Genomic DNA, 22,866 nt, shown 5'->3' on the forward strand with positions numbered 1-22,866 from the left:
CCGGTCGGATCTCCTGAGTTAGCCACATTTCCGGCCGGATCCGAAGCAGCGCCTGTCGGGTTCGGGCCCACCTTTCGCGCTCCGCCCCGTAGCCCCGTTGCCCGAACGAATTCGACGGAGTTTTTTCTCAAACTCGGCCGTAATCAATCGGAAACCCGGATTTTCCCCAGAATCTCCGTCGAATTGGTTCGACACCGGACGCTGGTGACCGGACGCTGGTGACCGGACGCTGGTGACCGGACACCGTCGGCCGGACGCCGGGCGGCGCGGGCTCGCCGCCGCTGAGCCGGTCTAGTGCCGGGGCTGGCTGAACGGCCGGGCATCTGGGCGCTTGGGCAGCACGTGGTCGCCGGAGGACTGGTGCCGGATACGGCGCAGAACCCACGGCAACAGGTACTCCCGCGCCCACTGCATGTCCTCCGTGCGGGCCTCCCGGAAGGTGCGCCCTGGCATTGGCTCGGGCTTCCGGGGTTCGAGGGCATTGGGCACGTTGAGATCGGAAAGCACCATCCGGGCGACGGTATGGTGGCCGAGGGCGTTCAGGTGCAGCCGGTCCGCAGACCACATGCCGGCATCTTGAATCTCGGTCAGCGACCAGAGGTCGGCGACGACACAGTCATACTTCGTCGCGACCGCGCGCAGGTTCTCGTTATAGATCGCGATCTTGCCCCGAATACCACGGAAAACGGGGGAGAAGCCCACATCGGCGCCCGTGAACAGCACGATGGTGGCGTTATCGCGACTCAGCCGGAGCACCTGCTCCTCGACCCGGGCGGCGATGAGGTCGGGGTCGGATCCCGGCCGGAGTACGTCGTTGCCGCCCCCGGAGAAAGTGATCAGATCCGGATGCAGCGCAAGCGCCGTCTCCACCTGTTCCACGCTGATCTGGCGGATCAGCTTGCCCCGCACGGCGAGGTTCGCGTAGGCGAAGTCCGGTGTGCCCTGGCTGAGCACCTCGGCGACCCGGTCCGACCAGCCCCGGTTCCCACCCGGACTCGTCGGCTCGGGATCACCCACCCCCTCGGTGAAGGAGTCCCCGAGGGCGACATAGCGGGACCACGGATGCATCGGCGTCGTCATTGCTCCATTCTCCCCCCGCATCACGGCAGTCCGTTCACCGGGTAAGTTCGTATGACGTGAATACTCCACCCCCTTTCGGTCCTGCCCAGGGGACGAGTGCAGCCGAGCATCTCTCGCCTTCGTTTCCGGAGCGTGCCGCGTGGGGCACGGCCGGCAAATTGCGGGCCTGGCAGGCGGAAGCGCTGGAAGCGTATTTCGTGCACCAGCCACGTGATTTCCTCGCCGCGGCGACACCGGGCGCCGGCAAGACCACCTTCGCTCTGCGGCTCGCCGCCGAGCTGAAGGCCCGCCGACTGATCGACAGCATCACGGTGGTCGCGCCCACCGAGCACCTCAAGCGCCAGTGGGCGGATGCCGCGGCGCGGGCGGGCATCCGGCTCGACCCCAACTTCAAGAACGCCAACGGTCGCTACGGCAACCACTACCACGGCGTTGCCGTCACCTACGCCCAGGTGGCCAGCCGGGCGGCGCTGCACCGGCAGCTGACCCAGTCCAACCGCACCCTTGTAATCCTGGACGAGGTGCACCACGGCGGGGACGCGCTGAGCTGGGGTGACGCAATCCGGGAGGCGTTCGAGCCGGCCACCCGACGCCTCTCGCTCACCGGCACCCCGTTCCGATCTGACACCTCGCCGATCCCGTTCGTGAGTTACCTGCCCGACGAGCACGGCATCCGTCTGTCCCAGAGCGACTACAACTACGGGTATGGCCGGGCCCTCGAAGATGGCGTCGTGCGCCCGGTCATGTTCATGGTCTACGCCGGGCATATGAAGTGGCGCACCCGCGCCGGCGACGAGATGGAAGCCAAACTCGGCGAGGGTAACACCAAGGACATCACCTCCCAGGCCTGGCGCACCGCCCTGGAACCCACCGGGCAGTGGATCCCCGCAGTGCTGCGCGCCGCCGATTTGCGCCTCACCCAGGTGCGCCACGGCATCCCGGATGCTGGTGGCCTCGTCATCGCCACCGACCAGACCATGGCGCGCGCGTACGCGGCCATCCTGCAGGAGATCTCGGGGGAGTCGGTGACCGTCGTACTCTCCGATGAGAAGGAGTCGAGCGACCGGATCGACGAGTTCGCGCACAACACCTCGCGCTGGATGGTGGCCGTGCGGATGGTGTCGGAGGGGGTCGACGTGCCGCGCCTGGCCGTGGGCGTCTACGCGACCAGCGCCTCCACACCGCTTTTCTTCGCGCAGGCCATCGGCCGGTTCGTGCGGGCCCGGCGCCGCGGTGAGACGGCGTCCATCTTCCTGCCCAATGTGCCCAGCCTGCTCAGCCTGGCCAACGCGCTCGAGCTGGAGCGCGACCACGCCCTCGACCGCAGCAACCGCGACGACGGCGACGACGGCATGTACAACCCCGAAGACGCCATGGTCGCCGACGCCAACAAGTCGGAGAAGGCCTCCGACGACCTCGGCGAGGAATTCACCTGGCAGGCCATCGATTCCCAGGCCACCTTCGACATGGTGATGTTCAACGGCGACGAGTTCGGCGAGCTGGCGGAACCGGGCACCGACGAGGAGTTCGACTTCATTGGCATCCCCGGTCTGCTCGAGCCTGAGCAGGTCTCCGAGCTGCTGCGTCAGCGCCAGCACCGGCAAGCCAAGCGCTCCACCGACCGACGCAAGGATCCCGTCACCGGCGAGGTCGCCCCGGTGGACCCGCCACCGCTCTATCGCACGCTCAAGGAGCAGCGCACGCTGCTGGCGAGTCTGGTGGGCATGTGGTCGAAGCTCGCCGGCGAACCCCACGGCATGGTGCACGCCGAACTCCGGCGCGAGTGCGGCGGGCCCGCCGTCGCACAGGCCAGCGTCACCCAGTTGCAAAAACGGATCGACCTGCTCCGCCGCCGCCTCGGCCGCAGCTGACCCGCGGCGGAACCGCATTTGAGCGTCGCGGGTGCCCGTTCCGGGCGGGAGTGACCCGCTGAACGGCTACTCTCGACCGAATCGGCCTCTCAGGCGACGGCGTCCTGGGGTTCGGCGGCCGCGGTGTTCGGCACCACGACCTTCGCCCCGTCGGGAGTGACGTCCATCACTACGTCCAAGGCGGCGAGGATGTCGGCGAGCAGGTCGTCGACGTGCTCGAGGCCGATCGAAAGGCGCACGATCCCGGCACCGGGCCGGGCGCCGGCCTCGACCGGGCGGTGGGTCAGGGAGGCCGGATGCTGCACGAGCGAGTCCACGCCGCCGAGGGAGACCGCGTGCGTGATCAGCGTGCAAGCCTCGGTGAAGCGCACGGCCGCATCGAAACCGCCCGCGAGGTCGAGGGCGATGATAGACCCGGCCCCGTTCGCCTGACGGCCCAAAAGCCCCAGCGGGTCCTGCCCGGGCAGCCCTGGGTACAGTACCCGGGCCAGTGCGGGGTGACCCGCGAGGCGCTCCGCGACGGCGCCGGCGGTTGCTTGTTGGGCGCGCACACGCACCGGCAGCGTGCGCAGCCCCCGGTGCAGCAGATACGCGGCGAACGGATGCAGCACACCGCCGGTCAGGGCCCGCACCTGGCGCAGGCGCACCATCCAGTGCTCGGGGCCGGAGACCGTGCCGCCCATCACGTCTCCGTGGCCGCCCAGGAATTTGGTCGCACTGTGCAGCACCAGCGAGGCGCCCGAATCGACCGGGCGCTGAAGCACCGGGGTGGCGAACGTGTTGTCGACCAGCACCGGCACGCTGCCGGCCGCCGCGACCACGGCACGGATGTCGGTCAGCGCCAGCGTCGGGTTCGCTGGGGACTCCAGAATGACCAGCCCGGTGTCCGGCCGGATTGCCTGGGCAACCCCGTCGGGATCGACCCACGACACAGTCGTACCGAGCAGCCCGGTGGCGAGCACATGGTCGGTACCGCCGTAGATCGGCCGGAGGGCCACCACGTGGGGCGTGCCGCCGGCCACGGATGCGATCAGCACGGCCGCCAGCGCGGCCATTCCGCTCGCGAAGGCGACGGTGCCCTCGGTGCCCTCCAGGGCCGACAGCGCCGTTTCGAACCGGGCGACTCCGGGCTGCCAGAGTCGCTGGTACACCGCGGAATCGCCCTCGCGGATCGTACCTCCGGTGGCGAGGTTCTCGTAGGAGTCCCCGCCGCACTCGACTCCCGCCAGCGGATTGGTCGTGGAGAGGTCGATCACGGGCACATGCGAACCGGCCGCTGTCAGCCCGGCCATCCCGCCGTGCACGGCAACCGTGTCTGGGTGCGGGGCCGATGGCCGCAGGGCAGGTCCGCGGGGAGGCAGGGGCGGCAGCGGAAGCGTTGGCGTCATGCACAGACACAAACAGATTCTGCCGCACGGCGCAATCATCCTTGCAGACCCTTGCGAATCAGCGAAAGCTTTCGCATAAACTGCTCACGGAAGAAAGAGTAGGCCGATGGAACCGAAGAAAGCCGAAATCGACCGGGTCGACCGGGCGCTCCTGCGTGCGCTGTCCGTCAACGCCCGTGCCTCCGGTGCGGCGCTGGCCGCGGAGATCGGCGTCGCCGAGTCGACCGTGTCGCTACGCCTGCGCCGGCTGCAGCAGCTGGGGCACATCCGAGGCTATCGCGCGAATATCGACCTGGCCGCGCTGGGCGCGTCCCTGCAGGCGTTGATCTCGGTTCGTCTGGTCAAGCACGCCCGCGTGCAGATCGACGCGTTCCGGGCGGCGGCGCCGCACTGGCCCGGGGTGATCGGCCTGTTCCACACCGCCGGCGCCGACGACTATCTGCTGCACGTGGCCGCGGCGGACGCGTCGGACCTGCGTGACTTCGTCCTGCAGCATCTGGCGGAGCATCCGGCGGTTGCGCACACCGAGACTAACCTTATCTTCGAGTACGTCGACGGTGACGGCTGGCAGGACCTCGTCAAATAGTTCGCTTAACGCAGACAACGCCCCTGCCGAAGCAGGGGCGTTGTCGAAGCTCGTGAGCTATGCGACTCGGAAAGCCGCCTCGCTAGTTGAGCAGTTGCGAACTTTAGAGGGCGCGGATATTCTCGGCCTGAGGACCCTTCGGGCCCTGGGTTACCTCGAACTCGACCTTCTGGTTCTCGTCGAGCGACTTGTAGCCGTTCGATGCGATCGCGGAGTAGTGCGCGAACACGTCGGCGCTTCCGTCGTCGGGAGCGATGAAGCCGAAGCCCTTTTCAGCGTTGAACCATTTCACGGTACCTGTTGCCATTATGAAACTCCTCCAGGAGTGTTAGAAAGGCCCCGACTTTCGAGGCCGTTCGTCGCGGTATTCGTCGTCCGCTTCCGAAAGGAATACGCCGCGGCGACCGAGGTCACCGCGTTATAAGACGTGCAAGCACTACAACTACTGAGACAACCCTAGCCCACATCGCCGCGGTGCATCCAGATTCCGTGCCAATTCGGTTCCAAAGCGTTACGTTGATTGCAGGTTATGACCCGATCAGGGCGCACCCTGCACTACTCGGTGGTGACGAAGTCGATCAGCTGCTCCACCCGGCCCAGCAGTTGCGGCTCCAGATCGGCGAATGTGCGCACCCGACCCAGGATCCGCTGCCAGGCCCGGGCGATATCGGCCTGGTCCTCGTGGGGCCAGCCGAGGGCCTCGCAGATCCCGTGCTTCCATTCGATGCTGCGCGGAATCGCGGGCCACGTCGTGATTCCCAGGCGGTTCGGCTTCACGGACTGCCATACGTCGATATATGGATGCCCGACCACGAGCACATTCCGGCCGTGCGGTCCGCGCGCCACGGCGTCGGCGATCCGGCTTTCCTTCGATCCGGGCACCAGGTGGTCGACCAGCACCCCGACCCGCCGGGTGGGTCCCGGGCGGAACTCCTGCAGGAGCTCCTCGAGGTTGTCGACGCCCTCAATGTACTCGACGACGACCCCCTCGATCCGTAGATCGGCTCCCCAGACCTTCTCCACAAGCTCGGCGTCGTGCCGGCCCTCGACGAAGATGCGGCTGGCTCGGGCCACCCGCGCCGGGGCATCCCGCACGGCCATCGATCCCGAGGCGGTGCGGGCGCGGCCCTGCGGCGCCGCCCTGACCGGGACGACGAGCACCACCGGCTCGCCGTCAATCAAGAATCCGCCGCCGAGCGGAAACAGGCGCAGTTGACCGTGGCGGTCCTCCAGGGTGACGATCTTCTTCTCGATCCGCACCACGGCACCGCAAAAACCGGTCGCGACCTCTTCGACGACCAGATCGGGCATGGCTTCCTGCGTCGGAATGACCTTCCGGCCAGCGTCCCGCCAGCCGGGGGAAAGTACATCCGCACTGTACCGATCCTGCATGTTCCGCTCGTCCATTGACGGTCTTCCTCGCTCCTGCGCCTCGCCGACACCGGAATCGACGCTAGCGGATGGCCGGCACGGTCTGCGCTCTCAGGCCGGGGTGTCGGCGTCCGGTAGTAACCTGTCACCATGTGCGGTCGATTCATCATCACGGACACGGCGTCCGATCTCGCCGCGATGTTCGACGTCGAGCACGAGGGCGAGAACCTGCCGGAACCGTCGTGGAACATCAAACCCACCGAAAAGATCCCGATCGTGCTCGAGTCAGCCAAGGCCGGGCCGGTTGTGCGCCGGCTCGAGGGCGCGCGCTGGTCCCTGGTCCCCTCATTCGCGACCGAGCTGCAGTCGTCCTTCGCCACCTTCAACGCCCGTGCCGAAACGGCGGCGGAGAAGCCCACCTTCAAGAGTTCGGTCGCCTCCCGGCGCGCGCTGGTCCCGGCCACGGGCTACTACGAGTGGCACACGGACGGCACCGTGAAGACTCCGTACTTCATCCACTCAGACGACGGTCTTCCACTGGCCTTCGCCGGCCTCTATTCCTGGTGGCGCAATCCGGCCCTGGCCGACGACGACCCGGCCCGGTGGGTACTGTCCGCGACGATTCTCACCCAGGACGCCGAGGGTCCCCTGGCCGCCCTCCACGACCGGATGCCCGTGATTCTGGCGGAAGAATGGTGGGACCAGTGGCTCGACCCCCATACTCCGGGTGACCAGGCCCTGGTCGACGCCGCGGTGGCCGCCGCCCGGGAGACCGTCGAGAGCCTGAGCTATCACGAGGTCGCCCCGGTGCGCGGTGACGGTCCGGAACTCATCGAGCCCGTCGGGGCGCCGTCGACGGTCTGACGCTCGACCGGGTACGCTCGACTCATCGGCCCGGCGTGCAGTGCGGGCATCGCTCGAAAGGATCGCACCATGAACGCCGTCGCCTTCACCGTCGCAATGGCCATCTTCGTCTTCGGTCTCTGGCTGTTCGGGTTCGCGTTCGAGGTGACGGCCTGGCAGTTGCCGATCTTCCTCAGCGGCATCCTCTGCGTTTCCCTGGCCGTGGCCATCCCGGTGCAGATCCTCCGCGACTAGGTCGCAGCCCCCGGTACCATGTCGGCTTGATCGCGGCGGCCCTCCGGCCCCGAAGTGTCGGCGGAGCCGTTCTCGCGCTCGAACGAGGGTTCGCGCTCGGAGACGCCGCGGGAACGGTCACCAAGCTGGACGTGCTCTCGAATGTTCCCGGCCTGGGGATGAACGAGGGCGGTTGCGACTCGGATGGCCGGTTCCCTGGCCTATTTCCCTGTGCCGGCTTTCCGGCCGCGGCCGGCTACCCCGACGGGCTGACCGTGGACGGCGACGCTGGCGTGTGGGTGGTCGTCTTCGGCGGGAGCACTGTGCGCCCGGTCCGGGAGTTTGCCGACTGACGGGCCTCGTCAGCGCAACAGGCCGGCCACCAGGTTGATCAGGGTAGCCAAGATGAACGAGCCGAACAGATACGAGAGCAGACTGTGGCGCAACGCCGTCATCCGAATTGCGTGCGTTTGCAGACTGGTGTCTGACACTTGGAAAGTCATCCCGATTGTGAAGGCCAGGTAGGCGAAATCCCCGTAACTCGGTGGCACCGCCTGGTTGAAATCCACCCCGCCGTCGGGCCCGGAGTAGTAGAGCGAGGCATAGCGGAGCGTGAACAGGGTGTGCACCAGAATCCAGGAGAGTCCGACGCTGAGCACCGCCGCCGCCGCCAGGATTCCCCGTGCGGTGACCGAGCTGGTGTCGGTCCCCACCAGCAGGAACACCAGAGCGCCGAGGCTGCCGAGGCTGCTGAGAAGAATCAGGATGTCGGCGGCACCTCGGGACGAATCCTCCCGGGTGGCATGGCTGGCCGTGTTCTGGTTGTCCATGGGGCCGATGGTGATCCACACCCAGGTGACATACGTCACGCAGGCGGCCGCCCAGCCCGCGATCGGAGCCAGGGTCCAGCTCCCGCACACCCCGGCCAGAACAGCGACGACGACACCCACCGCGAACATGCCGATAAGTCGGGTACTCGAGCGGTGGAGGCGTTGGCCGTGCGTCGTCATATGCTGATCGTGCCATGAAATCGGGTCTCTGCGGGCCGAGGCCCGGGGCGCATCCGGTGTTATGCCAGCCAGGGTCGGTAGTGTGAGGGAACGATTGGCTGGCTGTTCCATTGCCGGCCGCACTAACGCTGAAAGAGAACGCTGGATGTCAGATAGCCCGACCGCGGCGTCGCCCTACGAGGTACTCGGCGTCAGCCCGTCGGCAAGTGACGACGAACTTCGTCGTGCCTACCGTCGCCTGCTGCGCCACACGCATCCGGACGTCGGCGGAGACGCCGCCGCCTTCCACCTCGTTCAGATCGCGTGGGAGCGGGTGGGAACCCCGGAGGGGCGCGCCGACTATGACCGCCGCCGGTACCCGGACGCGTTCCCCGAGCCGGAGCGCCCCGCCTACGCCTCCGGAGCCGGCCGTGGGCAGGCCACGCAGGCTGGGCCGCGCGCGCGCATGTACGGCCATCCGGGTGGGGAGGCGCGCCAGCGTTACCTCGAACTGCTTCGGGAATGGGCCGGGCGCGGAACCTCTATCGATGACCCGTATGCCCCGACGCTGATCCGTTCGGCGCCGCGGGAGATCCGGCATTGGCTGGCGAAGGCTCTGGCCGAGGAATCAACGGCGCAACTCGTCTCCGCCCTCGGGATCGGCTTCACGGCCTGGCATGATGTGGCTGCCGGCATGCAGGGCGGCAAGGTCGATCACGTCGTGCTCGGCCCGGCGGGACTGTTCGCGGTCCTGTCCGAGGACTGGGGCGGGCCGGTGCAGCTTCGGCGCGGGGAGCTCGTCGGTGACGCCCTCGGCCCCGATGTTCGTCCGATCGAAGACGTCGAGGGTGTCGTGCGGGCTCTGGCGAAGTCGCTGCGGGTGAGGTTCACCGCTGTGCTGGTCGTGCTGCCCGACGAGGCCCTGACTGACCCTTTGACGGTCCCCGGACGTGGCCGGCGCCCGACCGTGATCACGCTGCCGAGGTCACGGCTGATCGGGGTGCTGCGCAGCGGGCTGCCCGGAATGGACCGCGGCAGCTTCGAGAAGGTGTTCGAGTTGCGGAGCCGCCTGCAGGACGGCATCCGCTTCAGTTCGGAGTAGCCGCTTCGCGCAGGCCCAGCTTGTCGGCCCAGTACCGGAGGAATTCTGCGCCGGCCGCGTCGTGGATCAGGGACCCCTCTACGATCACGGGGTAGGGGCGCTCGAGGATACCGTCGGACGGCCGCACATCCACATGCGAGACGTCATAGCCGGCGGCATGCAGGTGGTCGGCCATCAGGTAGTCGCTGCGCGAGTCGCCGACCGAGCGCCAGACCCGGGGGAGTGTTCCCGATTCGGAGAAAAAGGCCAGCGCCCGCTCCGCGCCGCGGTCCTTGTCCAGGGTGACCGACTCGATGTCGGTCGAGATGATCGTCGGGTCGATCCGGAATCCCACGGTGCCGGCCTGGTCCGGAACGACTCGATCACCGAAACGGATGCCCAGCCCGAGTTCAACCATCACCCCGAATGCGGCCTCGTTGAACTCCACCGCGGCGGCCTGGTACCGGCCGTGGTCGGCATCCGTGCGCTGCTCGACCGAGACCATGGCCTGCTTGGTCTCGTCGAAGAACATCGTGTCGCTGAACCCGTCGACGACGAGGTTGCGCAGCATATCCACGGCGGCGGTCGGCAGGGCCACGCTGTCATCGACGACGATCTCGCCCATCCCCGCGGCAGTGATCGGGAACCAGACGGCTCCCTTCTCGCAGACCCCGTACATGCGCATCGACTCGGGCAGTCCGACTGCGCGGAGGGGCGCGACAACCTTCTCGCGGATGAATGTCGACGACCGCCCGGTGATGAATGCGATCGGAACGTTGGCTCCGGCCAGGCTGATCAGATCCGTGATGATGCTCGGTATGGCGATGGTCCGGGACACCGGACTGGCGATCGGCCCGTCCACGTCGAGCAGCAGGCCGAGGGGAGAGAGGGTATCGCGCATACCCCAGTGTTTCATGGGCGGCCCCTTCGGCCGTCACCTTCCCGTTGGCGGTCGCCGCAGTGATGGAGCGGCGGGAAGAGGAGTCGCTCGGGACCGACCCGCTGTCACTCTCGCCGTTGGTCGCGCGGGCGTCCACCCGGTAGGTCACCCCGTCCGCCGGCAGCCCCACCGTGATCGCACCGTTGGTGCTCCGGGCCTCGGCCGACGTCGACGGGTCGAGAAAGTCGAGTTTGACGCAGGGAGTGCCGTAGCCGACGAGGCTACCCGGCCCGGGAACGCCTATCCTTGGTCAAGATGATTACCCGACGAATCGCCGCCCTGCGCCTGGATATCCCGATCGAAATGGCGCAGCGCCACGAACTGCCCTCCCGGATGTCGGAGGCTGAACTGGCCGAGATCGAGCGCAACCCGCCGGCGTGGCTCGTGCAGTCTCGGGCCAACCGCACCGGCAAGAAGCCGGTCTGGGTGGAACTACGTTGTGATGTCTGCGGGTTCTCCGAAGCCGCGCGTCCCAAGAAGTGGTGGCCCGCCTTCACCTATCTGACCTGTGACTACCACGGATCCGAGGAACTCCCAGATGCCGCCGCCGGCCTCAAACGCACCGAGGTCGACGGCATCGGCAACGCATTCATCGGCATCGTCGACGAGGCACCCTAGGTGAGTGTGAGTCCTGGTCGTCTCCGGTCTCGAACCAATTCGACGGAACTTTAGGTCAAACTCCCGTTTTTTAGCCCACGGGCGCTGTTTAGAGCAGAATCTCCGTCGAATTCGTTCGGGATGAAGTTGTCGCAGAGCCCCGGACTCGACCGACAAGGATCTTGCGGCGCACGTTCGTCCCAAGTGGCAGCGATCAGGCCAACCCGGACTATACCCCCATGGGTATACGGGGCATAACTCCGAGCGTACACCTCCCGCGGTGTGTCCCGGCACCCGACAGGTGTCGGTCCGTCGGCGCCGGGTGGAGTAATTTGGCGGTAGCCGCCTGAGACCGGAGGACTTCTGCCATGCTGCGCACACTGGGCATTTTGATCGCCCGTCACCGGTTCACCTCTCTGCTGCTCTGGGCGCTCACGATCGCCGCGTGCGTGGCGACGGCACTGATCGGGGTGACGGGGGAGAACCTTTTCCAGCGGCTCTCCAGCGCCGGACCCACCGTTGAAGGCGAGGCCAGCCACGCAGCCAATCTGCTGCAGGGCACCGAGGGCGCAGACACGGAATCTCTCTCTTTGCTGATCCACGACGTCGACCTGTCCGCCCCGGACCTGGGCCTGATCCTCACCGCGGCCACGACCGACCTGTTGGAAGTCGACGGGGTAACCGAGGTCATCAACCCGCTCGCCATCCCACCGCTCCCTGACGGCTCGCCGAACCCGGCTGCGATGCCTCTCCTGGTGCCCGACGGCACCGGACTGTTGCTGAACGCCCAGATGGTGGCACCAGACGGTGACCTCAGTGATGACCTGCTGGGCGAGGTGGAAGAACGGCTCGGCGTGGCGGCCGACGAGGTCCGGCAGCTTGAGCCGGACGCCACCGTGGAAGTCGGCGGAACCCCGCTCCTGGTGGAATCCCTGGTGGCGGTCGCCGAGGCCGACCTGCAGAAGGGCGAGCTGATCGCGTTGCCGATCGCCCTCCTTGTGATGCTGGTCATCTTCGGCGGATTCCTGGCGGCCGGCATCCCGCTGATCGGGGCGTTGGCGTCGATCGCCGGCGCTCTCGGGGCCCTCTTCGGCTTCAGCTACCTGATGGAAATCGACACCACGGTGCTCAACGTCATCACCGTGATCGGGCTGGGGCTCTCCATCGACTACGGGCTCCTGATCGTCAGCCGGTTCCGCGAGGAGTTCCGGGCACTCGTGGAGCGGGCCGGCGACAGCGAAACGCGTACGGAACGTCACGAGCTGATGCTGCAGGCGGTGGGCATCACGGCGGACACGGCCGGCCGCACGGTGCTCTACTCCGGTCTGACCTTCGCCATCGCCACGGTGGGCCTGCTGGTCTTCGAACCGACGATCATCCGTGCCATCGCCATCGGCGCGGTCTCCGTGGTGCTGATCGCCATCCTGACGGCGCTCGTTCTTGTGCCGGCTCTGCTCGGGTACTTCGGCGAACGGCTGCTGAAGCCGGGCCTGCTGACCCGCATCCCCGGCCTCGGTCCCCTCCTGACCCGTTTCGGCGACGTCGCCCCCCGGGAGGGCGTCTTCTCCCGGCTGACTCGCCGCGTGCAACGGGCGCCCGTGCTCGTGGCGCTCGGGGGCATCGCCGTGCTCCTCCTGCTCGGCAGCCCCGCGCTAAACATCAATGTGTCCAGCGGCGGCGCCGACGCCATCCCGAAGGCCTCGACCCAGTACGGGTTCGTCACGGCGCTGAACGACCACTTCCCCCTCGCCACGGCCCCGCTGGTGCAGCTCGTCTCGGACACCGATGAGGCGTCCGCCGCGGCCTGGGCCGAGGAGGTGGCGACGCTGCCGAAGGTCACCGGCACGACACCACCGGCCCTGGTGAACGGGCATTGGGTGTCGCGCGTCGGCGTCGACCAGAACGCGGGCCCGGCCGTTGTGCGGGAGATCCGGGACTACCGGCCCGACTTCGACCACTGGGTCGGCGGCACGGATGCCGCGTCGGTCGACTATGTCGACTCATTGGTCGCCGGCGCGCCCTGGGCTGCCCTGATCATCGCCGGGGCCACGTTCCTGCTGCTCTTCCTGATGACCGGTTCCGTGGTCATCCCGCTCACCGCCCTCGTGATCAGCGTCATCTCGCTCGGCGCCTCCGTGGGTATCCTGGTCTGGGGTTTCCAGGAGGGAAATCTCGCAGGCCTGCTCGATTTCGATGCCGATACGATCGCCGGGGTGGACCCTCTGGTTCTGACCCTCGTGCTCACCTTCGGCTTCGGCCTGGCCATGGACTACGAGATGTTCCTGCTCGCCCGGATCAAGGAGCACTACGAGGCGGGTGAGGCCACGCGGCTCGCTATCGAGACGGGTCTGCAGAGCTCGGGCCGGATCATCTCCTCCGCGGCCCTGATCATCGTGATCGTGTTCGCCGGGTTCGCGACCGGCAATCTGCTGCAGATGAAACAGATCGGCGTCGCCCTCGCCGTGGCCGTGCTGCTGGACGCGACCCTCGTGCGCACCATCGTGGTTCCCGCTGTGATGACCTCGCTCGAGAAGGGCCTCTGGTGGGCGCCGAGGTGGTTGCATCCGATCTACGCCCGCTTCGGGATGCGGGAGTAGGGCGGCGGCTACACCGAGGTCGGCTCGTCCAGGTCGTCGTGGTGGATCCGGTCGGCCAGGCTGCCCAACGGCTCTCCGGTGCCGCCCCACTGCTCGGCGATGATCTCCGCGGCGATGGACACGGCCGTCTCTTCCGGGGTTCGGGAGCCGAGATCCAGCCCGATGGGGCTGTGCAACCTTGCCAGCTCCGCCTCGCCCACACCTGCCTCGCGGAGCCGGGTCAGTCGGTCCTCGTGAGTGCGCCGAGACCCCATCGCACCGATGTAGGCGAATGGGCCGCGGGTCAGGGCCACCTTGAGGAGCGGCACGTCGAATTTCGGGTCGTGGGTGAGCACGCAGACGACGGTGCGCTCATCCACGAGCCCGGCCGCGACCTGCTCGGCCAGGTAGCGGTGCGGCCAGCCGACGATGACCTCGTCGGCCTCCGGGAACCGGGCCGGCGTGGCGAAGACCTCGCGGGCATCGCAGACGGTGACACGGTAGCCGAGGAAGGAAGCCAGCCGGGCCAGGGCGGCCGCGAAATCGATGGCGCCGAACACCAGCATCCGTGGGCGCGGGGCGTAGCTGTTGACGAAGACCCGCATGCCCTCACCGCGTCGTTCACCGTCGGGACCGTAGGTGAGGGTGCGGTTGCGTCCGGCGGCCAGCAGCCCGCGAGCATCGTCGCCGATAGCCCGGTTCGCCCGTTCGGAGCCCAGATCGCCGTCGAAGCCGTGCGGCCGGATTATCAGGTGTCGGCCCAGACGGCTGGGATCGGGGTGCGCGATCACGGTCGCGACCCCTACCGGGGCCGATCCGGTGATGTCCTGCTCCACAGCGGCCAGCTCCGGGAAGCTCACCTGGCTGACTGGCTCGACGAAGACGTCGAGGATGCCGCCGCAAGTCAGACCAACGGAGAAGGCGTCGTCGTCGCTGATGCCGTAGCGCACCAGCACCGGCCGCCCATCCTCGATCACCTGGGTCGCGAGGTCGTAGACGGCACTTTCGACACAGCCGCCGGAGACCGAGCCGACCACCTCCCCGTCGGCGGTGACCAGCATCGACGCGCCGGCCGGCCGGGGGGCGGACTGGAAGGTGCGCACGACGGTGGCCAGGCCGGCAATGCCGCCGGCCTGCCATCCCGTCAGCAGCGGGTTCAGAACCTCACGCACAGGTGGTGACCCTTCCGGTTTCGCTCATCCGGGTCTACCGACCGCCGGCGCGGCGGCCGATCCAATAGGCGACAAACGCCACCGCTGCGATCACGCCGAGTAGCCTGGGCAGGCTGCTGAGCTGATCCACCACGATGCCCTTGGCCAGATCGAGGGCGTTCAGGCTGGTCTCGGCGGGCGGCTGCGGCGCCCGGGAGGTAGGCGCCGTCGTGATGAGGGGCCGGGCCGGCGGTGCGGCGGGCGGAGCCGTCGCGGTTCCCGTCCCACTGACCGTCTCGGCGGTCTTCCCGGTCGTGGCCCCGGCAGCAGGCACCGCCGGTTCCGGAGCCGGACCCGTGACCATGGCCTGCAGGTTCTCGGCGAAGAGGGCCATCATCTGGTCCGTGACGCTGCCGATGATGCTGCGCCCCGTCGCGGCCACCTTGCCGGAAAGCGCCACCTCGGCACTGACCGTGCCCTGGGTCTCGCCCTCCGCCTCGACGAGGGTGAGGGTGGCCGTACCCTGCGCCGTGCCCTGGCCGCGGGTCTCCTGAGCGCGCCCCTCGAACACGGCGCGGTGCGCGGTCGCATCGCGTTCGAGAACGGTCATCTGACTTCTGTACTGAATGGTCACCGGACCCAGTTTCACTTTCATTCCGACCTGATAGGCGTCATCCGAAAGCTTGTTCAGCACCTGTGCCCCCGGAACGCAGCCGGCGACACGTTCGAAGTCCATCAGAGTCTTCCACACCTCGTCGATCGGTGCGACGACGGAGAACGTGCTGTTGATGTGCATCAACGGGTCCTCGTATTCTCGTGTGGGTACGAACGGTCGGTGCGAATCGCCGCCGTAACTTCTGCCAGGGCCGCATAGCTGTGCCCGCTGACGAACGCGTCGACAAAGGGCAACGCGGCCGCCATGCCGCCCACCACCGGCTGGTAGTGCAAAGCGATCTTCCTGGGGTTGACCCAGATGATGCGGTAGACCAGGCGCCGCAGGCGGGCCATCTGGGTGTGCACCGATTCCGGGTCGTCCAGCGCCCACCCATCCGAGATGATCACGACGACGGCCCCGCGGGCGAGGCCACGTCGACCCCAGGCATCCGTGAAATGGCGGATGCTTTCTGCCAGCCTGGTGCCGCCTGCCCAGTCCTGGGTGCTGGTGGCAGCCCGTGCCAGAGCCTGGTCCGGGTCGCGCGCCGCGAGCTGACGGGTCAGCCGGGTTAATCCGGTCGAGAAGATGAAGGCCTCGGCCTCCGCGACCGCGCCCTGCAGGAGCGACAGGAAAACCCGCGTGTACGGCTCCATCGACTCGGACACATCGCACAGCAGGATCAAACGGCGCAGTCGCGTGCGCCGGCGCCGGTAGACCAGGCGCACCGGTTCCCCGCCGCTGTGCTGCGCCGCCCTGACCGTGCGGCGCAGGTCCAGCCTCGGGGCGCTCCGGGAGCTCTTCCAGGTGCGGCTGCTGACGCATTCCGGCGTGGCGAGGGCGATCCGGCGCACCAGGCGACGCATCTGGGCGACCTCGTCCGGAGCCAGGACCGACGGCTGAAGCAGCGGCGCCTGGTCCGCCGCGATCGCGCAGCACAAAGTCCAGTTCGAAGAGCTTGTTGATGACGATCAGCCACTCGGGTCTGGCCAGACGGAGCTCCATCATCGGCTGACGACTGTGCCCGCCCGCGATGACCCGGGACTCCGGACCATGGCGCTCGAGTCGGGTGATCGCATCGTCGACCGTGCTGGCGCGCACATGGTCGAGAGAAGCTGGAATCGTGTCACATAGCGCTCCGGGGCCGCCGGGTTGTCAACGCGAATCGGGACGCCTCCGGGCCGCCGGGGAGTCGGCCGCCGGGAGCGACCGTCCCGCAGCGGAGAACGTCGAGGGTTCAGTGGCGGTCCCGCAACGGGAAAGGCCCCGGCGACGAATCGCCGGGGCCTCATGCACTGTCTCAACCAGCGCCCGTCCGTTCACAGCAGAACCATGACCGGAAGTCTGTACTCAGCATACAGGCACGGTGATCGGTGCCGGGGGATGGTCAGGTTCGGGTCGGCGGCCGGAGTCGTCCCCGGGCCCGAGGGCCCCGGAGCGCAGCCCCAGCTCGTGTTCGGCGACGGTGCGCACGAGACCGCGCAGCCGCTGTGCATGGCCGTAGCGCACGATGGCGTGCGCGTTCAGCCCGTCGATGATCGCCAAAAGCTGCCAGGCGACGGCGTCCGGGTCGATCGCCCGAAATTCGCCGCGCGCGCAGCCGGTGTGCAGCAGGACGGCCAGGAACGCCTGCCAGGCGTCCATCTGAACGCCCACCTCCACGGCGAGCGCAGGGTGGCGTCGGCCGAGGCTCCAGGCGTCGAGCCAGACCGCGGTCACGGTGCTGCGTTCGGGTCCGAGCAGAGTGTCGATCAGCGTCTGCAGGGCCGCCACGGCTGTCTCGCAGGGCGCCAGCTCCTCCGCCACCTCGCCGATCTCGGCGGCCACGATCGCCCCGAAAGTGGAAGCCACCAGGGAGTCCATGCTCGGTTGGTAGTGACTGACCAGGGCCGGGGTCACCCCGATCCGGGAGGCGACCGCACGCAGTGTGAGGGCCGACAAGCCCTCGTCAAGGGCGATCTCCCGGGCGGCGCGGGCGATTTCCGCCGCCCGCTCGATCGGTGCTTTGCGCCGCGATGCGCTCGGATCGGTTGACATGAAACCTGAGTCTATATATCTTTAGCCAACGGTTATTGATCAAGTGATCAATTATTCCGCAGGGAGGTCTCGTCATGCTCGTGATCAACGCGCCCGGCATCGCCGAACCGCTGACCCGCACGTCGGGCGAGGCCCGGCCGCCGCTCCGGGTCGGGCTCGTGCAGCACCGCTGGCACGTCGACGAAAACACGCTGCGCGCGGAGCTGGCCGAGGGCATCCGTCTGGCCTCCGATCAGGGTGCCCGCGTCGCCTTCCTGCCCGAGCTGACGCTGCGCAAATACCCCGGCAACTCACGGGCACAGGGTGTGCCGAAGCTGACGGCCGAGGACCTGCTGACCGGACCGACCTTCGCCTTCGCGGCTGAGCAGGCCAAATTGCACGGCGTCGTCGTGCACGCCTCCCTCTACGAGAGACCGGACGCAGAGGATGCACCGGAGGACCCGCGTGGTTACAACACGGCCATCCTGGTCTCGCCGACCGGTCGGCTGCTCGGTCGCACGCGCAAACTGCACATCCCGGTCACCGAGGGCTACTACGAGGACACCTGGTTCCGACCGGGCCCAGCCGAGGACGCGTATCCCGTCTATGCGCCGGAGGAACTGGGCGGTGCCCGGATCGGGCTGCCCACCTGCTGGGACGAATGGTTCCCCGAGGTGTCGCGGCTGTACGGCCTCGGTGGCGCCCAGCTGCTGGTCTACCCCACGGCGATCGGCTCGGAGCCCGGCTTCCCCGCGTTCGACACCCAACCGCTCTGGCGGCAGGTGATCGTGGCCAACGGGATCACCAGCGGCCTCTTCATGGTGGTGCCCAATCGTCACGGCGACGAGGGCGACCTGACCTTTTACGGCTCCTCTTTCATCTCTGACCCCTACGGTCGTGTGCTCGTGCAGGCTCCCCGTGACGAGTCCGCGGTGCTGGTTGCCGACCTCGACCTGGCACAACGGGAGGAGTGGCTCACGCTGTTTCCCTTCCTGGCCACCCGACGGCCGGACAGCTATGCGGGGCTGACCACGCCGGTCGACCCGGCTCATCCGTTCGGTGCGATGGTGACGTCGGGGGAGTCGTGACCTGGCTGATGCCGGCGGAGACCGCGCCGCAGGACCGGGTCTGGATGGCATTCCCGGTGGACGGCTACACGCTCGGCCCGGATGCGTATTCCGCCGACGAGGCGCGCGGCACCTGGACCGCGGTTGCCCACGCGGTCCTCGAATTCGAACCCGTCACCATGGTCGTCGACCCGGCCGAGGTGGCGACCGCTCGGCGGTACCTCTCCGCGGAAATCGAAATCATCGAGGCACCACTTGACGACGCCTGGATGCGCGACATCGGCCCGTCCTTCGTGCTGGGTGATGACGGGCAGCTGGGGGCGGTGGACTGGGCATTCAACGGTTGGGGTGCCCAGGATTGGGCGCGCTGGGGCAAAGACATGGAGGTAGGCAGGCTCGTCACCGCCGCCTCTGGCGCGAGTGCGATCTCCTCGGTGCTCGTGAACGAGGGCGGCGGCATTCACGTCGACGGCGCGGGAACGGTGCTGGCCACGCAGACCGTTCAACTGGATCCGGGCCGGAACCCCTACGTCGACCGGGCGAGGATCGAGGCCGAGTTCGCCCGTACCCTCGGCGCCACCCGCCTGGTCTGGCTGCCGCGCGGCCTGAGCCGGGACCAGCAGCGCTACGGAACCCGCGGCCACGTCGATATGGTGGCCGCCCTCCCGTCGCCCGGAACGGTGTTGATACACGCGCAGAACGACCCGGCCCACCCGGACTATGCCGTGACCAGGCAGCTCCGCGCCGTTCTCGCCGAGGAGACGGATGCGGCGGGCCGGCCGTTCACCATCGTCGACCTGCCGGCACCGGCCGCACTCACGGACGAGGACGGCTTCGTGGACTACAACTACGTCAACCACCTCGTCGTCAACGGCGGCGTGATCGCCTGCGGCTTCGGCGAGGAACGGGCCGACCAGGTCGCCCGGGAGATCCTGGCCGCGGCGTATCCGGGCCGAACGGTCGTGTCGGTCGAGGCGCGGCCGTTGTTCGCGCGCGGCGGCGGCATCCACTGCATCACCCAGCAGCAGCCATCGGCCGGGTAGTACGCCGCGCCACGCTTGCTGCCGCAAGGTGAACGTTCAGGGGACTGTGGCACGATTGACAGGTTGGCCGCCGGGAATTCGGCTAGTCGGCGCCACCGGGACGCCGCATGCAGCACGATCTGAATCGAGTCAGTTTGAAGTTCATCGTTGGGGAAACCCTCGTCTATCCGCACCACGGTGCGGTCACCCTTACCGAGCTCTCCACCATAACGCTGAAGGGCGTCGCCCAGCCGGCGATGACGCTGCGCGTGCATTCGTCGCAGCTCACAATCCAACTTCCCATCGCGAATGCGGGGCTTGTCGGAGTGCGTGACGTCATCGATGCCGCTGGGCTGGAAGAGGTCTACAAGGTTCTACGCGAGCCGTTCACGGAGGAAGCAACGAACTGGAGCCGCCGGTTCAAAGCGAATCAAGAGAAGATGGCGAGTGACAGCGTGACGCGCGTCGCCGAAGTCGTCCGGGACCTGTGGCGCCGCGAACAGGACGGCGGCGTGTCCGCCGGTGAGAAGCGGATGCTCGCCAAGTCCCGTCAACTCCTCGAGTCTGAGCTGGCGCTGGCGCTCGGCACATCGCCGGAAGACACCGTCCTGGCTTTGGACGAGGTTCTCTCCGGAGCCCTCACCGAAGCGGTCTAGCCCCGCGCGGCGGTTCGACGCCCAAGCGATCCACCGACACGACGACGTGTCGGATGCCTTCCACGAGCGGGTGCTCGGGCCGTCGATGATTTACCGCCGCCCGTGCTTTCCGCGTCCCGGTACATCCCTGACGAGGTGCAGGAGAACTAATACCGGCTCCTGGTCGAGAAATTGCGGCCGAAGACCGTCGACCGACTCCTCGAAGTCGGATGCGGATGCGGCTGCGGCTCTTGGCCTGCCTGAGGGGAACGAGCGGTTCGCGCGGTCATGGATGGCTCTCCGAATGTGTCTTACGCCCGTTGTCCAGATAGCCACCGAGGAGTATCTTCCGCAAAGGTGGGGCGGGACGCTGGCTCACCCGATGCCAGGCGGGTCGTCCCTTGTTGAGAGGATTACTCATGAAACGCATGGTACTGGGGTGCGTTGTCGCACTCGGACTTGTTTTCGTCGGCGCCACTTCGGCTCAGGCTGGCGAGACCAGTGGCAATGGCAGTCCGGTCCCGGGCGCAACGAACGCGAGTTCGGCGTGCGCCTATTCGGGCCGGGACCTCCCCGATGCTGAGGAAAACCAGCCGCCCCAATTCAACGACGACTTCGTCACGGACGGGCGCGTGCAGAGCTACGGGCGGTTCGTCAGCCACGGCTTCAAGGATCTGGTGCCCAGCCCGGGCGAAGCCTGCCGCGGCAACGTGACGTTTGAGGAATAGGCTGCCAAGCCGCGACCTCGGGCAACTGCGAGCACAGCCCCTACGATCTTCCCTTGGTCGCTGACCTCTGGCCGCGACGCGGCCGGTCAGAGGGCCATCATGATCGTGACGGCTTCGCGGTTGCCCCGTCACGGTTGGCGACGGGGATGCGTCGGAGTTCACCGTGCGGTCGAAGACCCTCCGGGATCGACGGTCCCGTCGAGGATCGCCGGCATGAGGTGTGCGATCCAGGCGCGCACGGGAGAGGAGCCGATGATCGGTTGACAGTAGGTGGCACCAACCAGTTCTTCAGTGGCGATCGCCTGCGGGGAAAGCGGGCGGCGCCGAGCATGTCGGCGGTGAGGCTGCCGCCGGCGGACCTCCGATACGGGGTGATGGCGAGGAGACTGCGTTCCGGCCGGAGAAACGTTCGACCATAAAAAAATAGGCCGCGCAACCGGTATCGATTGTCGCGACCTATTTCCACATGACGAGTCGGAATGATCCGAATCTAATTTCTGTGCCCGAGGGGGGACTTGAACCCCCACGCCCATAAGGGCACTAGCACCTCAAGCTAGCGCGTCTGCCATTCCGCCACCCGGGCCGAGTGTTCCAGCGGCCGTTCCCGGCCACCGAATATGTAATCTAGCACGGATTTCGAGGCCCTCCAGCCGCGCCCACCGTCGCCCGCCGGCGGCGAGGCCCGGTAGCGTGACACGCATGCTTTCCTTTGCTGACAACACGCCGGCCGACGCTGCACTGGACCTCACGGCCACGATCGCTCGCGACCTCATCCGTTTCGACACGACCAACTATGGCGAGGGCCGTTCGAACGGCGAAACGGATGCCGCCGAGTACGTCGAGGCGAACCTGCGGTCTCTCGGCCTCGCCCCGCAGCTGTTCGATTCAGAACCGGGCCGCACGAGTGTCGTCGTGCGCGTTCCGGGTCGTGACAGCAGCCGCGGGGCGCTGGTGGTCCACGGCCACCTCGACGTCGTTCCCGCTGACCCGGAGGCCTGGTCGGTGGACCCGTTCGCCGGCGTGATCAAGGACGGCCTCCTGTGGGGCCGCGGAGCCGTTGACATGAAGAACATGGACGCCATGATGCTCGCGTCGCTCCAAAACATCCTCGGCTCCGGCCAGGAACCGGCCCGTGAACTGATCGTGGCGTTCTTCGCCGACGAGGAGGCCGGGGGAGTGCTCGGCTCACACTACCTCGTCGACACCCGTCCGGAGCTCTTCCAGGGCGCCACCGAGGCCATCAGCGAGGTCGGGGGCTACTCGATCACGCTCGGCGGTCAGCGTGCCTACCTGCTCCAGACGGGCGAGAAGGCGCTGATCTGGATCAAGCTTGTGGCGCGGGGCGAGGCGGCCCACGGGTCCCGGCTGATCCGTAGCAACGCCGTGACCCGGCTCGCCGAGGCTGTCGCCAAGGTCGGACGACGCGAGTGGCCGATCCGTCTGACCGAGACCACCACCCAGCTGTTGGCGGAGCTGGCACGGGTGCTCGACGTCGACCCCCAACGTGTTGGTCCCGACGAGCTGGCCCTCGCCACTGGCACGGCATCGGGCTTCATCCAAGCGAGCCTGCGCACCACGACCAATCCCACCGTTCTGCACGCCGGGTACAAGCACAACGTCATCCCGGACCGGGCCGAGGCGCTCATCGACATCCGCACCCTGCCCGGCGACGAGGATTCCGTACTCGCCGAAGTGGCCGCGCTGGTCGGCCCCGACATCGAGATCGTGATCATGCACCGCGACATCGGTCTCGAAACAGAATTCGGCGGGCCCCTCGTCGACGCGGTCGTCGAGACCCTTGGCCGACACGATCCGGGCGCTCCGGTGCTGCCCTACCTGCTCTCCGCCGGCACGGACAACAAGGCCCTCAGCACCCTCGGGATCAAGGGTTACGGTTTTGCCCCGCTCAAGCTCCCCGCCGACCTCGATTTCCCGGCGATGTTCCACGGGGTCGACGAACGGGTGCCTCTCGACGCGTTAGTGTTTGGCAGGCAGGTCCTGACCGACCTGCTCTCGAACTACTGAACAGCAAAAGGGCA

The 22,866-nt window shown here is 67.6% G+C and carries 23 protein-coding genes, 1 tRNA gene and 1 pseudogene; 13 read left to right on the plus strand and 12 right to left on the minus strand.

The genetic code is table 11. From position 1 onward, the window contains the following. Positions 1–291: 291 nt before the first annotated feature. Positions 292–1,080 carry an SGNH/GDSL hydrolase family protein gene (locus E3T34_RS09765; protein WP_104102147.1) on the minus strand — a complete coding sequence of 263 codons (789 nt, stop codon included), beginning with the start codon at positions 1,078–1,080 and terminating at the stop codon, positions 292–294. A gap of 56 nt (positions 1,081–1,136) precedes the next feature. Here E3T34_RS09765 and E3T34_RS09770 point away from each other — a divergent pair, with 56 nt between their 5' ends. Beyond that, positions 1,137–2,951 (plus strand): DEAD/DEAH box helicase, encoded by a 1,815-nt coding sequence (locus E3T34_RS09770; protein ID WP_104102145.1) that lies wholly within the window; start codon positions 1,137–1,139, stop codon positions 2,949–2,951. Between the two features lie 89 nt (positions 2,952–3,040). On the opposite strand, the gene E3T34_RS09775 is transcribed toward E3T34_RS09770, so the two are convergent. After that, complete coding sequence (locus E3T34_RS09775; RefSeq protein ID WP_134342868.1) at positions 3,041–4,339, minus strand: PLP-dependent aspartate aminotransferase family protein; 1,299 nt, start codon at positions 4,337–4,339, stop codon at positions 3,041–3,043. Positions 4,340–4,445: 106 nt separating this feature from the next. Between E3T34_RS09775 and E3T34_RS09780 the strand changes: the two genes are divergently transcribed. After that, entirely contained in the window at positions 4,446–4,925 is a 480-nt protein-coding gene (locus tag E3T34_RS09780) for an Lrp/AsnC family transcriptional regulator (RefSeq protein WP_104102139.1), read from the plus strand. A 103-nt stretch (positions 4,926–5,028) separates the two neighbouring features. Here E3T34_RS09780 and E3T34_RS09785 read toward each other — a convergent pair whose 3' ends face one another. Beyond that, the gene (locus E3T34_RS09785) at positions 5,029–5,232 is read right to left on the minus strand and encodes a cold-shock protein (RefSeq protein ID WP_035840308.1); all 204 of its coding nucleotides are present in this window, start codon (positions 5,230–5,232) and stop codon (positions 5,029–5,031) included. A 248-nt stretch (positions 5,233–5,480) separates the two neighbouring features. Then, positions 5,481–6,317: a DUF3097 domain-containing protein gene (locus E3T34_RS09790; protein ID WP_104102232.1), complete on the minus strand. Its 837-nt coding sequence runs from the start codon at positions 6,315–6,317 to the stop codon at positions 5,481–5,483. A gap of 129 nt (positions 6,318–6,446) precedes the next feature. On the opposite strand from E3T34_RS09790, the gene E3T34_RS09795 reads away from it, so the two are divergent. The 3 genes from E3T34_RS09795 to E3T34_RS09800 all read left to right on the plus strand — a co-directional run bounded on the left by E3T34_RS09795 (position 6,447) and on the right by E3T34_RS09800 (position 7,726). Further along, positions 6,447–7,160: an SOS response-associated peptidase gene (locus E3T34_RS09795; RefSeq protein WP_134342869.1), complete on the plus strand. Its 714-nt coding sequence runs from the start codon at positions 6,447–6,449 to the stop codon at positions 7,158–7,160. 69 nt (positions 7,161–7,229) lie between these two features. After that, positions 7,230–7,394, plus strand: a complete 165-nt coding sequence (locus E3T34_RS15860) for a hypothetical protein (protein WP_158250294.1) — start codon at positions 7,230–7,232, stop codon at positions 7,392–7,394. A 26-nt stretch (positions 7,395–7,420) separates the two neighbouring features. After that, entirely contained in the window at positions 7,421–7,726 is a 306-nt protein-coding gene (locus E3T34_RS09800; protein WP_134342870.1) for a hypothetical protein, read from the plus strand. 9 nt (positions 7,727–7,735) lie between these two features. On the opposite strand, the gene E3T34_RS09805 is transcribed toward E3T34_RS09800, so the two are convergent. After that, positions 7,736–8,383: a DUF1345 domain-containing protein gene (locus E3T34_RS09805; RefSeq protein WP_241976878.1), complete on the minus strand. Its 648-nt coding sequence runs from the start codon at positions 8,381–8,383 to the stop codon at positions 7,736–7,738. A 145-nt stretch (positions 8,384–8,528) separates the two neighbouring features. On the opposite strand from E3T34_RS09805, the gene E3T34_RS09810 reads away from it, so the two are divergent. After that, positions 8,529–9,464: a DnaJ domain-containing protein gene (locus tag E3T34_RS09810; protein WP_104102128.1), complete on the plus strand. Its 936-nt coding sequence runs from the start codon at positions 8,529–8,531 to the stop codon at positions 9,462–9,464. On the opposite strand, the gene E3T34_RS09815 is transcribed toward E3T34_RS09810, so the two are convergent. Next, complete coding sequence (locus tag E3T34_RS09815; protein ID WP_241977384.1) at positions 9,451–10,359, minus strand: hypothetical protein; 909 nt, start codon at positions 10,357–10,359, stop codon at positions 9,451–9,453. The two genes, E3T34_RS09810 and E3T34_RS09815, sit on opposite strands and share 14 nt — an antisense overlap. Positions 10,360–10,638: 279 nt before the next feature. Between E3T34_RS09815 and E3T34_RS09820 the strand changes: the two genes are divergently transcribed. Both E3T34_RS09820 and E3T34_RS09825 read left to right on the plus strand, forming a co-directional pair. Continuing rightward, complete coding sequence (locus E3T34_RS09820) at positions 10,639–11,001, plus strand: hypothetical protein (protein ID WP_134342871.1); 363 nt, start codon at positions 10,639–10,641, stop codon at positions 10,999–11,001. Positions 11,002–11,348: 347 nt separating this feature from the next. Further along, positions 11,349–13,577: an MMPL family transporter gene (locus E3T34_RS09825; protein ID WP_134342872.1), complete on the plus strand. Its 2,229-nt coding sequence runs from the start codon at positions 11,349–11,351 to the stop codon at positions 13,575–13,577. Between the two features lie 8 nt (positions 13,578–13,585). Here E3T34_RS09825 and E3T34_RS09830 read toward each other — a convergent pair whose 3' ends face one another. From E3T34_RS09830 to E3T34_RS09850, 5 genes and pseudogenes are all read right to left on the minus strand, one after another. Continuing rightward, on the minus strand, positions 13,586–14,728 hold the full coding sequence (locus E3T34_RS09830) for an XdhC family protein (RefSeq protein ID WP_134342873.1): 1,143 nt from the start codon (positions 14,726–14,728) through the stop codon (positions 13,586–13,588). Positions 14,729–14,762: 34 nt separating this feature from the next. Beyond that, complete coding sequence (locus tag E3T34_RS09835; RefSeq protein WP_134342874.1) at positions 14,763–15,503, minus strand: SRPBCC family protein; 741 nt, start codon at positions 15,501–15,503, stop codon at positions 14,763–14,765. Then, positions 15,503–16,300 (minus strand): VWA domain-containing protein, encoded by a 798-nt coding sequence (locus E3T34_RS09840; RefSeq protein ID WP_241977385.1) that lies wholly within the window; start codon positions 16,298–16,300, stop codon positions 15,503–15,505. Before E3T34_RS09840 ends, E3T34_RS09835 begins: the two co-directional genes overlap by 1 nt. 49 nt (positions 16,301–16,349) lie before the next feature. After that, positions 16,350–16,460: pseudogene (locus E3T34_RS16520) on the minus strand (xanthine dehydrogenase family protein subunit M); the annotation flags it as partial. A gap of 249 nt (positions 16,461–16,709) precedes the next feature. Continuing rightward, the gene (locus E3T34_RS09850) at positions 16,710–17,396 is read right to left on the minus strand and encodes a TetR/AcrR family transcriptional regulator (RefSeq protein WP_134342875.1); all 687 of its coding nucleotides are present in this window, start codon (positions 17,394–17,396) and stop codon (positions 16,710–16,712) included. 74 nt (positions 17,397–17,470) lie between these two features. On the opposite strand from E3T34_RS09850, the gene E3T34_RS09855 reads away from it, so the two are divergent. From E3T34_RS09855 to E3T34_RS09870, 4 genes are all read left to right on the plus strand, one after another. Beyond that, positions 17,471–18,463, plus strand: a complete 993-nt coding sequence (locus E3T34_RS09855) for a nitrilase-related carbon-nitrogen hydrolase (RefSeq protein ID WP_134342876.1) — start codon at positions 17,471–17,473, stop codon at positions 18,461–18,463. Beyond that, positions 18,460–19,485 (plus strand): agmatine/peptidylarginine deiminase, encoded by a 1,026-nt coding sequence (locus E3T34_RS09860; RefSeq protein ID WP_134342877.1) that lies wholly within the window; start codon positions 18,460–18,462, stop codon positions 19,483–19,485. The genes E3T34_RS09855 and E3T34_RS09860 overlap by 4 nt, the downstream gene beginning before the upstream one ends. Positions 19,486–19,619: 134 nt before the next feature. Continuing rightward, complete coding sequence (locus E3T34_RS09865; protein WP_104102105.1) at positions 19,620–20,120, plus strand: CarD family transcriptional regulator; 501 nt, start codon at positions 19,620–19,622, stop codon at positions 20,118–20,120. A 398-nt stretch (positions 20,121–20,518) separates the two neighbouring features. Beyond that, on the plus strand, positions 20,519–20,827 hold the full coding sequence (locus E3T34_RS09870; RefSeq protein WP_104102102.1) for a hypothetical protein: 309 nt from the start codon (positions 20,519–20,521) through the stop codon (positions 20,825–20,827). A gap of 500 nt (positions 20,828–21,327) precedes the next feature. Here the strand turns inward: E3T34_RS09870 and E3T34_RS09875 are convergent. Continuing rightward, positions 21,328–21,410 (minus strand) — tRNA-Leu (locus E3T34_RS09875). Between the two features lie 116 nt (positions 21,411–21,526). On the opposite strand from E3T34_RS09875, the gene E3T34_RS09880 reads away from it, so the two are divergent. Beyond that, positions 21,527–22,852, plus strand: coding sequence for a M20/M25/M40 family metallo-hydrolase (locus E3T34_RS09880; RefSeq protein ID WP_134342878.1), 1,326 nt, complete (start codon positions 21,527–21,529; stop codon positions 22,850–22,852). Positions 22,853–22,866 lie beyond the last annotated feature (14 nt).

Source organism: Cryobacterium sp. TMT1-62, from assembly GCF_004403145.1.
In the GTDB taxonomy this organism is placed as follows: Bacteria; Actinomycetota; Actinomycetes; order Actinomycetales; family Microbacteriaceae; genus Cryobacterium; species Cryobacterium sandaracinum.

Excerpts from the sequence above, each read along its gene's own strand:
- E3T34_RS09785 (WP_035840308.1), bottom strand. The coding sequence starts at position 5,232 with ATGGCAACAGGTACCGTGAAATGGTTCAACGCTGAAAAGGGCTTCGGC.
- E3T34_RS09775 (WP_134342868.1), bottom strand. The coding sequence starts at position 4,339 with ATGACGCCAACGCTTCCGCTGCCGCCCCTGCCTCCCCGCGGACCTGCC.
- E3T34_RS09825 (WP_134342872.1), top strand. The coding sequence starts at position 11,349 with ATGCTGCGCACACTGGGCATTTTGATCGCCCGTCACCGGTTCACCTCT.
- E3T34_RS09810 (WP_104102128.1), top strand. The coding sequence starts at position 8,529 with ATGTCAGATAGCCCGACCGCGGCGTCGCCCTACGAGGTACTCGGCGTC.
- E3T34_RS09805 (WP_241976878.1), bottom strand. The coding sequence starts at position 8,383 with ATGACGACGCACGGCCAACGCCTCCACCGCTCGAGTACCCGACTTATC.
- E3T34_RS09765 (WP_104102147.1), bottom strand. The coding sequence starts at position 1,080 with ATGACGACGCCGATGCATCCGTGGTCCCGCTATGTCGCCCTCGGGGAC.
- E3T34_RS15860 (WP_158250294.1), top strand. The coding sequence starts at position 7,230 with ATGAACGCCGTCGCCTTCACCGTCGCAATGGCCATCTTCGTCTTCGGT.
- E3T34_RS09795 (WP_134342869.1), top strand. The coding sequence starts at position 6,447 with ATGTGCGGTCGATTCATCATCACGGACACGGCGTCCGATCTCGCCGCG.
- E3T34_RS09790 (WP_104102232.1), bottom strand. The coding sequence starts at position 6,317 with ATGCAGGATCGGTACAGTGCGGATGTACTTTCCCCCGGCTGGCGGGAC.
- E3T34_RS09880 (WP_134342878.1), top strand. The coding sequence starts at position 21,527 with ATGCTTTCCTTTGCTGACAACACGCCGGCCGACGCTGCACTGGACCTC.
- E3T34_RS09815 (WP_241977384.1), bottom strand. The coding sequence starts at position 10,359 with ATGAAACACTGGGGTATGCGCGATACCCTCTCTCCCCTCGGCCTGCTG.
- E3T34_RS09820 (WP_134342871.1), top strand. The coding sequence starts at position 10,639 with ATGATTACCCGACGAATCGCCGCCCTGCGCCTGGATATCCCGATCGAA.
- E3T34_RS09870 (WP_104102102.1), top strand. The coding sequence starts at position 20,519 with ATGAAACGCATGGTACTGGGGTGCGTTGTCGCACTCGGACTTGTTTTC.
- E3T34_RS09855 (WP_134342876.1), top strand. The coding sequence starts at position 17,471 with ATGCTCGTGATCAACGCGCCCGGCATCGCCGAACCGCTGACCCGCACG.
- E3T34_RS09780 (WP_104102139.1), top strand. The coding sequence starts at position 4,446 with ATGGAACCGAAGAAAGCCGAAATCGACCGGGTCGACCGGGCGCTCCTG.
- E3T34_RS09835 (WP_134342874.1), bottom strand. The coding sequence starts at position 15,503 with ATGCACATCAACAGCACGTTCTCCGTCGTCGCACCGATCGACGAGGTG.
- E3T34_RS09850 (WP_134342875.1), bottom strand. The coding sequence starts at position 17,396 with ATGTCAACCGATCCGAGCGCATCGCGGCGCAAAGCACCGATCGAGCGG.